The sequence below is a fragment of the Pseudomonas kilonensis genome, assembly GCF_001269885.1.
In the GTDB taxonomy this organism is placed as follows: domain Bacteria; phylum Pseudomonadota; class Gammaproteobacteria; order Pseudomonadales; family Pseudomonadaceae; genus Aquipseudomonas; species Aquipseudomonas kilonensis.
In genome coordinates, this window is record NZ_LHVH01000035.1 from 513,754 (window position 1) to 528,877 (window position 15,124).

General features: G+C 62.6%; 13 protein-coding genes. 11 read left to right on the top strand and 2 right to left on the bottom strand.

The genetic code is table 11. The features are described from left to right. Positions 1-2 precede the first annotated feature (2 nt). Positions 3-509 (bottom strand): type VI secretion system lipoprotein TssJ, encoded by a 507-nt coding sequence (tssJ, locus tag AD662_RS27750; protein ID WP_018600116.1) that lies wholly within the window; start codon positions 507-509, stop codon positions 3-5. Positions 510-577: 68 nt separating this feature from the next. Then, a complete protein-coding gene (gene tagH, locus AD662_RS27755; RefSeq protein WP_053190087.1) occupies positions 578-2,128 on the bottom strand; it encodes a type VI secretion system-associated FHA domain protein TagH in 1,551 nt (516 codons plus the stop codon). A gap of 416 nt (positions 2,129-2,544) precedes the next feature. On the opposite strand from tagH, the gene tssA reads away from it, so the two are divergent. The 11 genes from tssA to AD662_RS27810 all read left to right on the top strand — a co-directional run. Further along, positions 2,545-3,582 (top strand): type VI secretion system protein TssA, encoded by a 1,038-nt coding sequence (gene tssA / locus AD662_RS27760; protein ID WP_053190088.1) that lies wholly within the window; start codon positions 2,545-2,547, stop codon positions 3,580-3,582. An 81-nt stretch (positions 3,583-3,663) separates the two neighbouring features. After that, positions 3,664-4,170, top strand: a complete 507-nt coding sequence (tssB, locus tag AD662_RS27765) for a type VI secretion system contractile sheath small subunit (protein ID WP_003206923.1) — start codon at positions 3,664-3,666, stop codon at positions 4,168-4,170. Between the two features lie 2 nt (positions 4,171-4,172). After that, on the top strand, positions 4,173-5,669 hold the full coding sequence (gene tssC / locus AD662_RS27770; RefSeq protein WP_024619034.1) for a type VI secretion system contractile sheath large subunit: 1,497 nt from the start codon (positions 4,173-4,175) through the stop codon (positions 5,667-5,669). Between the two features lie 209 nt (positions 5,670-5,878). After that, entirely contained in the window at positions 5,879-6,367 is a 489-nt protein-coding gene (locus AD662_RS27775; protein WP_018611756.1) for an Hcp family type VI secretion system effector, read from the top strand. 81 nt (positions 6,368-6,448) lie between these two features. Then, positions 6,449-6,904, top strand: coding sequence for a type VI secretion system amidase effector protein Tae4 (locus AD662_RS27780; protein WP_018611753.1), 456 nt, complete (start codon positions 6,449-6,451; stop codon positions 6,902-6,904). After that, positions 6,901-7,350 carry a hypothetical protein gene (locus AD662_RS27785; RefSeq protein ID WP_018611750.1) on the top strand — a complete coding sequence of 150 codons (450 nt, stop codon included), beginning with the start codon at positions 6,901-6,903 and terminating at the stop codon, positions 7,348-7,350. The genes AD662_RS27780 and AD662_RS27785 overlap by 4 nt, the downstream gene beginning before the upstream one ends. Then, positions 7,344-7,856, top strand: a complete 513-nt coding sequence (gene tssE, locus AD662_RS27790) for a type VI secretion system baseplate subunit TssE (RefSeq protein WP_018611748.1) — start codon at positions 7,344-7,346, stop codon at positions 7,854-7,856. The genes AD662_RS27785 and tssE overlap by 7 nt, the downstream gene beginning before the upstream one ends. After that, positions 7,853-9,712: a type VI secretion system baseplate subunit TssF gene (gene tssF, locus AD662_RS27795; RefSeq protein ID WP_018611745.1), complete on the top strand. Its 1,860-nt coding sequence runs from the start codon at positions 7,853-7,855 to the stop codon at positions 9,710-9,712. The genes tssE and tssF overlap by 4 nt, the downstream gene beginning before the upstream one ends. Then, a complete protein-coding gene (gene tssG / locus AD662_RS27800) occupies positions 9,676-10,725 on the top strand; it encodes a type VI secretion system baseplate subunit TssG (protein WP_018611744.1) in 1,050 nt (349 codons plus the stop codon). The genes tssF and tssG overlap by 37 nt, the downstream gene beginning before the upstream one ends. Continuing rightward, positions 10,718-13,408 (top strand): type VI secretion system ATPase TssH, encoded by a 2,691-nt coding sequence (gene tssH / locus AD662_RS27805; protein WP_018611742.1) that lies wholly within the window; start codon positions 10,718-10,720, stop codon positions 13,406-13,408. The genes tssG and tssH overlap by 8 nt, the downstream gene beginning before the upstream one ends. Positions 13,409-13,567: 159 nt before the next feature. Then, positions 13,568-15,124 (top strand): type VI secretion system Vgr family protein (locus AD662_RS27810; protein ID WP_053190089.1); only part of this gene is annotated, 1,557 nt, incomplete at its 3' end.

Genomic DNA, 15,124 nt, shown 5'->3' on the forward strand with positions numbered 1-15,124 from the left:
GCTTATTGGGCAGGGCTGGATGGGGGGACGACGACGGCGCTGCGCACGGCGCGCACATCGAGGCTGATCTGGTATTCGGTGTATTCGCGCGCCGGGACATTCATCACCGTGCGCCACAGCGACTGGTCCAGCTCGCGATAGCCCACCAGTATTCCGATGTGCCGCGTGGCCGGGTCGAGGTCGCGTTGCAGGCTCAGTTGCTGGCCGGGCTGGACCAGCACTTCGTCCTGGTCGATGAGGTCGGCGCCCAGCGTGGCCTGGGCCCGTTCGGCCAGGGCGAAATAATCGGAACGGCCGAAGGTGGCGGCATTTTTCAGTTCGAAAATGCGCACCCGGACCGGGGCCGGCTGGCCGGTGGCGCCGGGGTTGAGGCCGGCAATGGCGTGAAAGTGCAGCTCGATGGCGGCGGTGTCGGCCTCAGCTTCTTCGGGCTGGGGGTTGGCCGCATCCTTGGCGCACGCCGTCAGCAGAAGCACGGTGGCGACTGCGAGTAAAAACCTGGGAATCATCCTGCGTCCTCAATGACGTTTGAGCTATCCGTTGTGTGCCGATCAATCTTGTTATGGGACGGCGCCGCTTAGCGGCGTCGCTGTCGCGTACTGTGTTCTTCGTAGGCGCGGCTGAACTCGCGACCAAACAGGTCCTGGAAATCCTCTTGGGCCTCCCGGGAAATGTTGCTGTAGAGCTCGGTGAACTGCTGCCAGTACTGGGCCTGTCGCGAGCCGCTGAAAATACCCGAGAGCCCACCGGGCTTGGCCATGCGTTCTTCCAGTTGCGCCGGCTCGAAGCGCCCCAGCAAATGCTTGATGGCCGCTTCCACACCGGCCATCACCGCCAGTTGGTGAGCCCGCAAGTCATCGAAACTGTCACGCACCGCCGCGTCCGGGGCCATGAACGCCTGGTTGCCGTGGCGCAACAGCAACAGCAGGGCTTCATCGACATTGGGGGCGAATTTCAGCGGGTTGTTTTCCACCGGCTGGATCATCGTCTGTTGGATACGGAACTCACCCTTGAGGCTGCTGCGGGCGCGCAAGACATCGATCAGGCCTTCGACCATCAACCGATAACTGCGCCCGATGCTCTCCATCTGCGCTTCGGCGTTGGCCTTGTCCAGGCGCAACTGGTCCAGCCCGGCACCGCGCAGGAACGCTTGCAGCAAGTCGGGCTGGTTGGCCTCGACCGGGGCGACTGAAACAACTGGGGCAACCGGAGCAACCGGAGCAACCGGAGCAACTGGAGCAACTGGAGCAACTGGAGCTGCGACCGGGGGCTCGACGCGGGTGACCGACGCTTCAGGCACGGGTGGCGGCGGCGGTGCACTGATTTCAGCAAAGATGTCGGCGAGCGGAGCCTGCGGGGCAGACGTCGCGACCGGCTCAACCACCGGCGGTAGCGGCACAGGCGGCGGGGCCACGGGCAGCGGGGCCACCGCCACTGGCGCGGGCTTGTCGCTGAAGGGGTCCCAGTCATCCGGAATCACCGAGGCAGACGGCGGTATCACGGGTTCGGCCACGGGCGGCGGGCTCGGCCGGGGAATCGGTGTCGGCGGGCGGAAATCGTGTTGCTCGGCCGGCACATGGTCGGGCTGGGTGGCGGGCGGGACACTGCTCGGGCTCAAGAAATCGAACAGGTCCGGCAGGGTGTCCATGGCCGACCCGCCCTGGAAATGCGCAGGCGACGTCACTTGAATCGGCGATGGCGCATGCATCGGCGACGGTGTATGCGCCGCTGCGCTCTGGCGCCCCATCAAGGCCTCGAAACTGCTGGGCGATTCGGCAAACGGGTTGCTGTCGGTGACTGGCAGGCTGAAATCGACGCGCGCCTGGATCTCATAATCACCGATGCGGATCACTTCGCCGTCTTGCAGTGGCTCGCTGTTGCCCTTGCGCAGGCGAACACCGGCCTTGACCAATTCCACACCATTAGTACTGTTATCGGTTAAGTAATAACGCCCATCTTTGTATTGGATAACGCAATGTTTGCCGGAAACCAGGCGCTCAGGGTCCGGCAATACCCAGTCATTATCGGAATTACGGCCAATTGCCATCACTCCCTGATCCATGGACTTTTCAGAACACTGGCCTGGGGTAATCTTGTGATAACTAGTGATAGTCAAACACAGCGGCATCTTGCCTCCTTGCTGAATACATCGCGCGCGGGCGGGTGAAGTGAGGATTCAGGCCCTGACTACCCACCAACAACCTTGCCAACCACCGCGAAACGGCTTTTTGCCAGCATGATTGCTGATCATAACCGGCTTGCGTGACAAAAACCCCACGTCAGTTGCCGCTTCGACCGATGGGTCGAGCAGGCTGTTAAGCGCATCACAACTGTTACAGAGGGGCTACACTGGTGAAATAGCTTACCTTGACAAGCGATAAGTACTACACCAAAAATGCACAACTTCTTGAATATAGATGATGGCACTTTAAAATCACTTAAGGTTTAAAAGGCCATTGCCGTCAAGGAACATGTGAGTTTCATCCGAAACTTGCGTGTGAACTGCCCGACTTTCTTCAGCGGGTGATAGGGAGATCGATCCAAGTGGATGTGCCTTTGTTGCTCGCCGCCGTTTCCGCGACTTCGCCGTGCGGTGAAGATTTGGAATATGACGCGGATTTCTTGCGCCTGGAACGCGACTCCCGGGGTCAGCCCGAGCGCAGCATGGGCGATTCGATCCTGCCTGCCGAGCCTCCTGAATGGCGCAGCATCCAGCAGCAGAGCCTGGACTTGCTGCAACGCAGCAAAGACCTGCGCATCACCCATTTCCTGTTGCAAAGCTCCCTGGCCCTCGAAGGCCTGCCGGGCATGGCCCGTGTGCTGACGCTGATCAGCGAACTGCTCAAGCAATACTGGGCCGAGTTGCATCCGCGCCTGGACGCCGATGACGACAACGACCCCACCGTACGTATCAATGCCCTCGCCGGCCTGACGTCCGATATCACCATTCGCCTGCTGCGCGAGAGCATCCTGGCCCGTTCGCGGACCTTCGGTACCGTCAGCCTGCGCGCCGCCGCCAACGCCAGCGGCCTGCAAAGTTTCCCGGATGAAAACCTCGGTGCCGAACAGCTCGCCGGGGCCCTGCTCGACAGCGACCCCGAGCAGTTGGAAATCACCCGTGCCGCCCTGCTCGAAGCCCGCAGCGCTGCCGAAGCCATCGAACAACAGGTCAGCGACCAGGTCGGTTCCGCCCAGGGCGTGGACCTTGGCCCACTGAAGCAACCGCTGAAGATGGCCCTGCAGATTCTCGGCCAGTTCGCCCCGCAGAGCGGCGACAGCGCCTTGTCCGATCCGATCAGCGACGACAGCGCCACGCCAACTGAATATGCCAGCGCGCCAAGCACACCGCGCAGCACCAGCACGAGCACCGTCAGCGGCGACATCAACAACCGCGACGACGTGCTGCGCAGCCTGGACCGGATTCTCGCTTACTACACCCGTCATGAGCCCTCCAGCCCGCTGCCGGTGCTGTTGAACCGGGCCAAGAATCTGGTGCACGCCGACTTCGCGGCCATCGTGCGCAACCTGATTCCCGACGGCATGAGTCAATTTGAAAACCTGCGCGGCCCAGACAGCGAATAAAAAGCGAACGGATCACGCAGTCACGTCACCGGTACCCCCGATGACGCCAACACCGTCGCTCAAGCGACCAGGAGCAGCAACGTGGCGAAGCAAAGTTCTCAGAAATTCATCGCGCGCAACCGCGCGCCTCGAGTGCAGATCGAGTACGACGTCGAGCTCTACGGCGCCGAGAAAAAGGTCCAGCTGCCCTTCGTCATGGGCGTGATGGCCGACCTCGCCGGCAAGCCCGCCGAGCCTCTGGCAGCGGTGGCTGATCGCAAGTTCCTCGAGATCGACGTCGACAACTTCGACTCGCGCCTCAAGGCCATGCAGCCGCGCGTGGCGTTCCATGTGCCTAACGAACTGACCGGCGAAGGCAACCTGAGCCTGGACCTGACGTTCGAAAGCATGGACGACTTCAGCCCGGCGGCCGTGGCCCGCAAGGTCGACTCGCTGAACAAGCTGCTCGAAGCGCGCACCCAATTGGCCAACCTGCTGACCTACATGGACGGCAAGACCGGCGCCGAAGAAATCATCATGAAGGCGATCAAGGACCCAGCGCTGTTGCAGGCCCTGGCGAGCGCGCCGAAGCCAGCACAGGACCAATGATCATGACTGACAATACAGCTCGCGAAGGCGTGCAAAACCTGGGCGCAACCGAAGAAACCAGCGAGTTCGCGTCCCTGCTGCTGCAAGAATTCAAACCCAAGACCGAGCGCGCCCGCGAAGCCGTCGAAACGGCCGTACGCACCCTGGCCGAACAGGCCCTGGCGCAGACCGACCTGGTGTCCAACGACGCCATCAAGTCGATCGAATCGATCATCGCCGCCATCGACGCCAAACTCACCGCCCAGGTCAACCAGGTCATCCACCACCCCGACTTCCAGCAACTGGAAAGCGCCTGGCGTGGCCTGCACTACCTGGTCAACAACACCGAGTCCGATGAGCAGCTCAAGATCCGTGTGCTCAACGTCTCCAAGACCGACCTGCACAAGACCCTGAAGAAATTCAAGGGCACCGCGTGGGACCAGAGCCCGATCTTCAAGAAGATGTACGAAGAAGAATACGGCCAGTTCGGCGGCGAGCCTTACGGCTGCCTGGTAGGCGACTACTACTTCGACCAGTCGCCACCGGATGTCGAGCTGCTGGGCGAACTGTCGAAAGTCTGCGCGGCCATGCACTCCCCGTTCATCGCTGCGGCATCGCCGACCGTGATGGGCATGGGCTCGTGGCAGGAACTGTCGAACCCGCGCGATCTGACCAAGATCTTCACCACCCCGGAATACGCCGGCTGGCGTTCGCTGCGTGAATCGGAAGACTCGCGCTACATCGGCCTGACCATGCCACGCTTCCTGGCGCGCCTGCCGTACGGCGCCAAGACCGACCCGGTGGAAGCCTTCGCCTTCGAAGAAAACACCGACGGTGCCGACAGCTCCAAGTACACCTGGGCCAACGCCGCTTACGCGATGGCGGTGAACATCAACCGTTCGTTCAAACACTTCGGCTGGTGCTCGCGCATCCGTGGCGTGGAGTCCGGCGGTGAAGTGGAAAACCTGCCAGCCCACACCTTCCCGACCGACGACGGTGGCGTGGACATGAAGTGCCCGACCGAAATCGCCATCTCGGACCGCCGTGAAGCGGAGCTGGCGAAGAACGGTTTCATGCCGCTGCTGCACAAGAAAAACACCGACTTCGCCGCGTTCATCGGCGCCCAGTCGTTGCAGAAACCGGCCGAATACGACGACCCGGACGCCACCGCCAACGCCAACCTGGCCGCGCGCCTGCCGTACCTGTTCGCCACTTGCCGTTTCGCCCATTACCTCAAGTGCATCGTGCGCGACAAGATCGGTTCCTTCAAAGAGAAGGACGAGATGCAGCGCTGGTTGCAGGACTGGATCCTCAACTACGTCGACGGTGACCCGGCGCACTCCACCGAGACCACCAAGGCCCAGCACCCGTTGGCTGCAGCCGAAGTGATCGTCGAAGAAGTCGAAGGCAACCCGGGGTACTACAACTCCAAGTTCTACCTGCGCCCGCACTACCAGCTCGAAGGGCTGACCGTGTCGCTGCGCCTGGTATCGAAACTGCCGTCGGCCAAGGGTGCATAAACAGAGGTTCTGTTGGAAAGGGCTCGCTCCTGTGTGGGAGCGGGCTTGCTCGCGAATGCGTCAGGTCAGTCGGCTGCGATGTTGGATGATCCACCGCATTCGCGAGCAAGCCCGCTCCCACAGGTTCGGTGTCTTGACTGACATTCAAAGTAATTTCGCAAGGTCAGCGTCAACCAAACAATGTGGTAGAGACCACACAGGGAGAAAACATGGCTGTTGATATTTTCATCAAGATTGGCGACATCAAGGGCGAGTCCATGGACAAGGCCCACAAGGACGAGATCGATGTCCTGAACTGGAGCTGGGGCATGTCCCAGTCCGGCAACATGCACGTGGGCAGCGGCGGTGGTGCGGGCAAGGTCAACGTCCAGGACCTGTCCCTGACCAAGTACGTCGACAAGGCGTCGCCGAACCTGATGATGCACTGCGCCAGCGGCAAGCACATCGACAAGGTCAAGCTGACCGTGCGCAAGGCCGGCGGTGAAAGCCAGGTCGAGTACATGATCATCAACCTGGAAGAAGTGCTGGTTACGTCCCTGAGCACCGGCGGCTCGGGCGGCGATGATCGCCTGACCGAAAACGTCACCCTGAACTTCGCCAAGGTGCTGGTGGACTACCAGCCACAGAAAGCCGACGGCACCAAGGAAGGCGGTCCGGTCAAGTTCGGCTGGAACATCCGTCAGAACATCAAGGTGTAATCGAACACGCCCCCGGTGCCACGCGCCGGGGGTGTTTGGTGCTTGCTCGCAACCAATCCTTTCCCTTCCGGTGTCTGAGCCATGGCCAAGCCTTCGTTTATCAATTTGTGGAAAGCCTATTCCGATTTGCTGGTGACCTATCCCGACGCGAAACCTTGCGACGGTCATTGGGCAAACCAATGCGCGATTCGCATGAGCATCACGCTCAATACCGAGCTGACCGTCAAAGTCAACAAGTCCACCTACACCGAACCCAAGTGCGCCCATGGGCATGCACGAGGGGCCGAGTCATTGGCAAATTGGCTGTGGAAACATCATCTGGGTCGCCCGTTGATCCTCGGCGGAACTGCCGCGGACCGGCGCAAGCTTCAAGACAAGACTGGCCTGATTTTCTTCAAGGATTGTTTCCAGCAAGTGGGAGAGGCCTCGGAAGGTCGCACCGGCGATCATATCGACCTCTGGAACCGTGGCCTAACCCTCGGGTATGACGATCCGGGCTATCGATCCCGAGCGATCTGGTTCTGGGAACTCGTATGATCAAGACTCACTGCGCGATATGGGTAGGCTGCCTGTTGACCAGCCTGACCGCCTGTGCCCAACAGCAATCCCCGTCGACAACGGCCTCCGTAGCGGTGGAACAGGTCGTCTCGATGGGCGGGCAAACGTTGAGGCTGGAAAACGACCAGGCGCGCTGCGTGTTGCGCAAGCCCGACCAGACCCTGATGCCACTCGACTTGGCTTGGCCCTGCCAGTTCACGGTCGATCGACAAGGCAAACCCCACGTCGAGACCTTCGGTAGGGTGCCTATTGTCATCGTTGTCCACGTATCTGCTGGCCCCCATAACAATCAGGAATGTCGCTCCGAGTACCGCGCCGTACGCCAGATCAATGGGCAGCTCGAACCCTCGGTTATCGCGCGCAACGCCAGTTGCATGCGCGGCACAGGTGACCAGAAGAATTACACAGGCCTTTTCACGTGGTAACCGAAATCGCCACCCGTGATCGCCTCCAACCCTCCCTATTGGACCGGCTGACCGACGACGATCCGACCAACCCGAAGGAAAGCGCCGACAAGCGCGTGCTCTCCTTGACCCAATTAAAAGCCTCGGTGCTGCGTGACCTGGCGTGGCTGCTCAACACCACGTCATTGCTCAGCGCCGATGCCACGCTGCATACCCCGGCAGGCACCTCGGTGGTGAATTTCGGCCTGCCGGCACTGGCCGGCAACAGCGCGTCGAACGTCGATGTCTCGGCCCTGGAAACCTTGATCCACCAGGCCATTGCCACCTTCGAACCGCGGATCCTGCGCCACAGCTTGCGAGTGCGGGCCCGGGCGACGGCCGAGATGAACCACAACGCGCTGAGCTTCGAGATCGAAGGCGATCTCTGGGCCCAGCCAGTGCCGCTGCGCCTGATGCTGCAAACCGACCTGGACCTGGAAACCGGCCATGTGCGCGTGGTCAACGCCGACCAGCGGAGACGCTCATGAACCCCCGCCTGCTGGAGCTGTACAACCAGGAACTGCACCACGTGCGCGAAAGCGCCGCGGAGTTCGCCAAGGAATACCCGAAGATCGCCAGTCGGCTGACGTTGTCCGGCATGGACTGCGCCGACCCGTATGTCGAGCGCCTGCTGGAGGGCTTCGCCTACCTGACGGCGCGGGTGCAGCTCAAGCTCGACGCCGAGTACCCGACCTTCACCCACAACCTGCTGGAAATCGCCTACCCGCATTACTTGGCGCCAACGCCGTCGATGACCGTGGTGCAATTGCAGGCCGACCCGGACGAAGGCTCGCTCAGCAGTGGTTTCCCGCTGCCGCGCGATACCGTCCTGCGTGCCGCCCTGGGGCGTGAAACCCAGACCTGCTGCGAGTACCGCACCGCCCACGCGGTGACGTTGTGGCCGTTGCAGGTCAGCCAGGCCGAGTACTTCGGCAACCCGTCCGCCGTGCTCGGGCGTCTGGCCGCCAGCGAACCGAAAGCCAAGGCCGGCCTGCGCCTGACCCTGCGCACCGGCGCCGAACTGCCGTTCAACAGCCTGGCCCTGGACAACCTGCCGCTGTACTTGAGCGGTGCCGACGAACAGCCCTTCCGTCTCTACGAACAACTGCTGAGCAACGCCTGCGCGGTGTTCGCCCGCAAGCCCGGCGGCGACTGGGTGGAGCGGCTGCCACAGGATGCGTTGCGCTCGCGCGGCTTCGACGATGCCGACGCCGCGCTGCCGGTGGTGCCGCGAGCCTTCCAGGGCTATCGCCTGTTGCAGGAATACTTCGCCCTGCCCCACCGTTTCCTGTTCGTCGACTTCACCCAGCTTAGCCGCGCGGTCAAGCGTTGCGACGGCCAGGAACTGGAGCTGATCGTGCTGTTCGACCGTCACGATCCGAGCCTGGAAGGCAGCGTCGGCGCTTCGCAGTTCCTGCCGTTCTGCACCCCGGCCATCAACCTGTTCCCCAAGCGCCTGGATCGCATTCACTTGTCGGATCGGGTCAATGAACACCACGTGATCGCCGACCGTACCCGGCCGATGGATTTCGAAGTGCATTCGCTGAACGGCCTCACCGGCCACGGCACCGGGCCGGAGCAGCCGTTCCTGCCGTTCTACGCCGTGCGCGATCCGTCCCGTTATGGCCGCGACCAGGCCTATTACACAGTACGGCGCGAACCGCGCGTGCTGTCCAGCGACCAACGGCGCAACGGCCCGCGCTCGACCTACATCGGCAGCGAAACCTTCGTCAGCCTGGTGGACAGCCAGCAAGCACCGTACCGTCACGACCTGCGCCAACTGGGCGTGACTGCGTTGTGCACCAACCGCGACCTGCCGCTGTTCATGAGCGTGGGCAACGGCAAGACCGACTTCACCCTCGCCGACAGTGCGCCGGTGGGCGCAGTGCGCTGCGTGGCAGGTCCCAGTCGTCCACGGGCCAGCCATGCCCACGACGCCAAGGCCTGGCGACTGATCAGCCAGTTGTCGCTGAACTACTTGTCGTTGAGCGAACAAGGCCAAGGCGCGGCCGCCCTGCGTGAACTGCTGCGCCTGTACGGCGACAGCAACGACGCGGCGCTGCAATTGCAGATCGAAGGCCTGCGCGAAGTCAGCAGCAAAGCCTGCACCCGGCGCTTGCCGATGCCCGGCCCGATCGTATTTGGTCGAGGCCTGGAAATCACCCTGGAATTCGATGAAAACGCGTTTCGCGGCACCGGGGTGTTCCTGCTCGGCGCGGTGTTCGAACGCTTCCTGGCACGCTACGTGTCGATCAACAGTTTTACCGAGACGGTGATCCGTACCACCGAACGCGGCGAGATCATGCGATGGAAAGCCAAGCCCGGACGTCGTCCGACCCTGTGAGTACCCTGGAGGCGATGCACCAGGAACCCTGGGAATACGATTTCTTCCAGGCGTTGCGGCGTATCGAATGCGAATCCCCCGAGCTGCCGCGCCTGGGCCATTCCCTGCGCCTGGCCGACGACCCGCTGCGCCTCGGGCAACGGGCCGACTGCACCTTCGCCCCGGCCACCCTCGCCTCGGTGCAACCGGGCAGCGACGGTGCGCCGGCACGCCTGGAGCAATTTTTCTTCGGCCTCGGCGGCCCCAACGGCCCGATGCCGCTGCACATCACCGAATACGTGCGCGAACGCCAGCGCAACAACGCCGACAGCACCAGCAAGCGCTTCCTCGATGTGTTTCACCATCGCCTGCTCAGCCTGTTTTATCGGGCCTGGGCCGAAGCGCGGCCGACGGTCAGCCACGACCGCCCGGACGATGACTATTGGTCGGCGCGCCTGGCGGCACTCAGCGGTCGGGGCATGCCGAGCCTGCTCAACCAGGGGCTGATCCCCGACACGGCGAAGCTGCACTACAGCGGCCACCTGGCGGCGCAAACCCGCTACCCGGACGGTTTGAAGGCGATTCTCGGCGAGTACTTCGGCCTGCCGGTGGAGATCGAAGAGTACGTCGGCCAATGGCTGGAATTGCCCGAACGCAGCCGAATCGGTGTCAACGCCCAACTGGGCGTGGACTTCTGCCTGGGCCGCTTCGTGTGGGATCGCCAGCACAAATTCCGCATTCGCCTGGGGCCACTCAAGCTCGTTGACTACATGGGCATGCTGCCCGGCAGCCAACCGTTCAACGAGCTGGTGGCCTGGGTCGCAGAATACCTGGGCCATGAACTGGACTGGGACCTGAACCTGGTCCTGGAACAGCCCGAAGTCCCGGCACTGCAACTCAATGGGCGTTTCCGCCTGGGTTTCAACACCTGGCTGGGCCGCCCCGAAACAGATGCCAACGATTTAATACTGGCCCGGCATTACGCCGAACAGGCCAACACCTCACAGACCTCAAGGAGCCATGAGCATGGGTGAAATCAGTCGCGCCGCGTTGTTCGGCAAACTCAACAGCGTGGCCTACAAAGCCATCGAAGCCGCCACCGTGTTCTGCAAGTTGCGCGGTAACCCTTATGTGGAACTGGCCCACTGGTTTCACCAGTTGCTGCAACTGCAGGACTCGGACCTGCACCGCATCATCCGCCAGTTCAACATCGAGCCGGCACGCCTGGCCCGTGACCTGACCGAAGCCCTGGACCGCCTGCCACGGGGTTCGACGTCCATCACCGACCTGTCGTCCCACGTCGAAGAAGCCGTGGAACGCGGCTGGGTCTACGGCAGCCTGATGTTCGGCGAAAGCCAGGTGCGCACCGGTTACCTGGTGCTGGGCATCCTCAAGACGCCGAGCCTGCGCCACGCGCTGCTGGGCCTGTCGTCGGAGTTCGACAAGGTCAAGGTCGAAGCCCTGAGCGAGCGCTTTGACGAATACGTCGGCGACTCGCCGGAAAACGCCCTGACCGCCAGCGACGGCTTCAATGCCGGCGCGGTGCCGGGCGAAGCCAGCGGCGCCATGGCCCCAGCCGCCATGGGCAAGCAGGAAGCCCTCAAGCGCTTTACCGTCGACCTCACCGAGCAGGCCCGCAGCGGCAAGCTCGACCCGATCGTCGGCCGTGACGAAGAGATCCGCCAACTGGTGGACATCCTCATGCGCCGCCGGCAGAACAACCCGATCCTTACCGGTGAAGCCGGCGTGGGCAAGACCGCCGTGGTCGAAGGCTTTGCCCTGCGCATCGTCGCCGGCGACGTACCACCGGCCCTCAAGGACGTGGAACTGCGCAGCCTCGACGTGGGCCTGTTGCAGGCCGGCGCGAGCATGAAAGGTGAATTCGAACAGCGCCTGCGCCAGGTCATCGAAGACGTCCAGGCCTCGCCCAAGCCGATCATCCTGTTCATCGACGAAGCCCACACCCTGGTGGGTGCCGGTGGCGCCGCCGGCACGGGCGACGCGGCCAACCTGCTCAAACCGGCACTGGCCCGTGGCACCTTGCGCACCGTGGCCGCCACGACTTGGGCCGAGTACAAGAAGCACATCGAAAAAGACCCGGCCCTGACCCGCCGTTTCCAAGTGGTGCAAGTGGCCGAGCCGTCGGAAGACAAGGCCTTGCTGATGATGCGCGGCGTGGCCTCGACCATGGAAAAACACCACCAGGTGCAGATCCTCGACGAAGCCCTGGAAGCCTCGGTCAAGCTGTCCCACCGCTACATTCCCGCACGCCAGCTGCCGGACAAATCCGTGAGCCTGCTGGACACCGCTTGCGCCCGCGTCGCCATCAGCCTGCACGCCGTACCGGCCGAAGTGGACGACAGCCGTCGGCGCATCGAAGCGCTGGAAACCGAGCTGCAAATCATCGCCCGTGAACACGCGATTGGCGTGGTCATCGGCACTCGCCAGACCCACAGCGAAAGCCTGCTGAGCGCCGAGCGTGAACGCCTGGCCGAGCTGGAAGGCCGCTGGGCCGAAGAGAAAACCCTGGTGGACGAACTGCTCGCCACCCGTGCCACCTTGCGCGAACGCGTTGGCGTGGTGGACAGCGAAGACAACAGCGAAGCTTCTGACAACGAAAGCCACCAACTGCGCGAGAAACTGGTGGACCTGCAACAGCGCCTGACCGCCCTGCAAGGCGAAACCCCGCTGATCCTGCCGACCGTGGATTACCAGGCCGTGGCCTCGGTGGTCGCCGACTGGACCGGTATCCCGGTGGGCCGCATGGCCCGCAACGAACTGGAAACCGTGCTCAACCTCGACCAGCACCTGAAGAAACGCATCATCGGCCAGGACCATGCCCTGCAGATGATCGCCAAGCGCATCCAGACCTCCCGCGCCGGCCTCGACAACCCGAGCAAGCCGATTGGTGTGTTCATGCTTGCCGGCACTTCCGGCGTGGGCAAGACCGAAACCGCCCTGGCCCTGGCCGAAGCCATGTACGGCGGCGAGCAGAACGTCATCACCATCAACATGAGCGAGTTCCAGGAAGCCCACACCGTGTCGACCCTCAAGGGCGCGCCACCGGGCTACATCGGTTATGGCGAAGGCGGCGTGCTGACCGAAGCCGTGCGGCGCAAACCGTACAGCGTGGTGTTGCTGGATGAGGTCGAGAAGGCGCACCCGGACGTGCATGAAATCTTCTTCCAGGTGTTCGACAAAGGCGTGATGGAAGACGGCGAAGGCCGGGTGATCGACTTCAAGAACACCTTGATCCTGCTGACCACCAACGCCGGCACCGAGTTGATTGCCCAGGTCTGCAAAGACCCGCAGAACGTGCCCGAGCCGGAAGAAATCGCCAAGGCCCTGCGCCAGCCGCTGCTGGAGATTTTCCCGCCGGCCTTGCTGGGTCGCCTGGTGACGATCCCGTACTACCCGCTCAGCGACGAGATGCTCAAGGCCATCACCCGCCTGCAACTCAACCGCATCAAGAAGCGCGTGGAGAGCACCCACAAAGTGGCCTTCGACTACGACGACGCGGTGATCGATTTGATCGTTTCGCGTTGCACCGAAACTGAAAGCGGCGGGCGCATGATCGACACCATCCTGACCAACAGCCTGCTGCCGGACATGAGCCGCGAGTTCCTGACCCGCATGCTCGAAGGCAAGGCTTTGGCCGGGGTGCGGATCAGCGCCGTGGACAACGAATTGCAGTACGATTTCAGCGACGCGGCCTGACTGTTAGGAACACCTCTATCCCCTGTGGGAGCGGGCTTGCTCGCGAATGCAATCTGTCAGCGACATTGATGTTGGCTGACACACCGCTTTCGCGAGCAAGCCCGCTCCCACATTGGGGGATTGCGCTCCTTTAGCTATTCAACCTGCACGAGACACTCGATGTTATTCAACCAAGCCACCCGCCTGGCCAAGATCACCAGTCCCCTCGGACCTGAGGTGCTGTTGCTCAAGGACATGGGCGGCGGTGAAGAATTGGGGCGGCTGTTCAACTACGAGCTGCAGCTGCACTCGCTGGACAACGCCATCGACCTCAACAAGCTGCTCGGCAAGCCCATGTGCGTGAGCCTGCAGCTCGATGGCGGTGGTGAGCGCTATTTCCATGGCATCGTCGCCCGTTGCAGCCAGAACGTCGACCAGGGCCAGTTCGCCAGCTACCAGGCCACCTTGCGTCCATGGTTGTGGCTGTTGACCCGCACCTCCGATTGCCGGATTTTCCAGAACCTCACCATCCCGCAGATCATCAAGCAGGTGTTCCGCGACCTGGGCTTTTCCGATTTTGAAGACGCCCTGAGCCGGCCTTATCGCGAGTGGGAATACTGCGTGCAGTACCGCGAGACCAGCTTCGATTTCGTCAGCCGCTTGATGGAACAGGAAGGGATCTACTACTTCTTCCGCCATGAGCAGGGCCGCCATGTGCTGGTGCTGGCCGATGCCTATGGCGCCCACACCCAAGCGCCCGGCTACGGCTCGGTGCCGTACTACCCCAAAAATGAGCAGCAGCGCGAGCGCGATCATATTCATGATTGGCACTTGGCCCAGGAAGTCCAGCCCGGCTCCCTGGAACTCAACGACTACGATTTCCAGCGCCCGAGTGCGCACATTGATGTGCGTGCGGCCATGCCGCGTCCGCATACCGCTGGCGACTATCCGCTGTACGACTACCCCGGCACTTATGTGCAAAGCGCCGACGGCGAACACTACGCCCGCACCCGCATCGAAGCCTTGCAAACCCTGCATGAACAGGTCGAGCTGGCGGGCAACGCCCGGGGCCTGGGGTCGGGGCATCTGTTCAGCCTCACCGGCTTCAGCCGCCAGGACCAGAACCGCGAATACCTGATCGTCGGCGCCCGCTACTACATTTCCCAGGAAAGCGGCGAAACCGGCGGCGGCGCGCCTTCGGCGCAGTTCGAAAGCAGCCTCACCTGCCTCGACGCCCAGAAAAGTTATCGCCCGCTGGCGACTACCCACCGCCCCATCGTTAAAGGCCCGCAAACCGCGTTGGTGGTCGGCCCCAAGGGTGAGGAAATCTGGACCGATCAATTCGGCCGGGTGAAGGTGCATTTCTACTGGGACCGTCACGACCAATCCAACGAAAACAGCTCGTGCTGGATTCGGGTGTCGCAGGCTTGGGCCGGCAAGAATTGGGGCTCGGTGCAGATCCCGCGCATCGGCCAGGAAGTCATCGTCAGCTTCCTTGAAGGCGACCCGGACCGGCCGATCGTCACCGGTCGCGTGTACAACGCCGAACAAACCGTGCCTTATGCGTTGCCCGCCAATGCCACTCAGAGCGGCACCAAAAGCCGTTCGAGCAAGGGCGGCACGCCAGCGAATTTCAACGAAATCCGCATGGAAGACAAGAAAGGCGCCGAACAGCTGTACATCCACGCCGAGCGCAACCAGGACATCGTGGTCGAGGTGGACGAGAGCCAGTCGGTG

Excerpts from the sequence above, each read along its gene's own strand:
- AD662_RS27785 (WP_018611750.1), top strand. The coding sequence starts at position 6,901 with ATGATCAAGACTCACTGCGCGATATGGGTAGGCTGCCTGTTGACCAGC.
- tssG (WP_018611744.1), top strand. The coding sequence starts at position 9,676 with ATGGAAAGCCAAGCCCGGACGTCGTCCGACCCTGTGAGTACCCTGGAG.
- tssF (WP_018611745.1), top strand. The coding sequence starts at position 7,853 with ATGAACCCCCGCCTGCTGGAGCTGTACAACCAGGAACTGCACCACGTG.
- AD662_RS27775 (WP_018611756.1), top strand. The coding sequence starts at position 5,879 with ATGGCTGTTGATATTTTCATCAAGATTGGCGACATCAAGGGCGAGTCC.
- tssC (WP_024619034.1), top strand. The coding sequence starts at position 4,173 with ATGACTGACAATACAGCTCGCGAAGGCGTGCAAAACCTGGGCGCAACC.
- tssJ (WP_018600116.1), bottom strand. The coding sequence starts at position 509 with ATGATTCCCAGGTTTTTACTCGCAGTCGCCACCGTGCTTCTGCTGACG.
- tssH (WP_018611742.1), top strand. The coding sequence starts at position 10,718 with ATGGGTGAAATCAGTCGCGCCGCGTTGTTCGGCAAACTCAACAGCGTG.
- AD662_RS27780 (WP_018611753.1), top strand. The coding sequence starts at position 6,449 with ATGGCCAAGCCTTCGTTTATCAATTTGTGGAAAGCCTATTCCGATTTG.
- tagH (WP_053190087.1), bottom strand. The coding sequence starts at position 2,128 with ATGCCGCTGTGTTTGACTATCACTAGTTATCACAAGATTACCCCAGGC.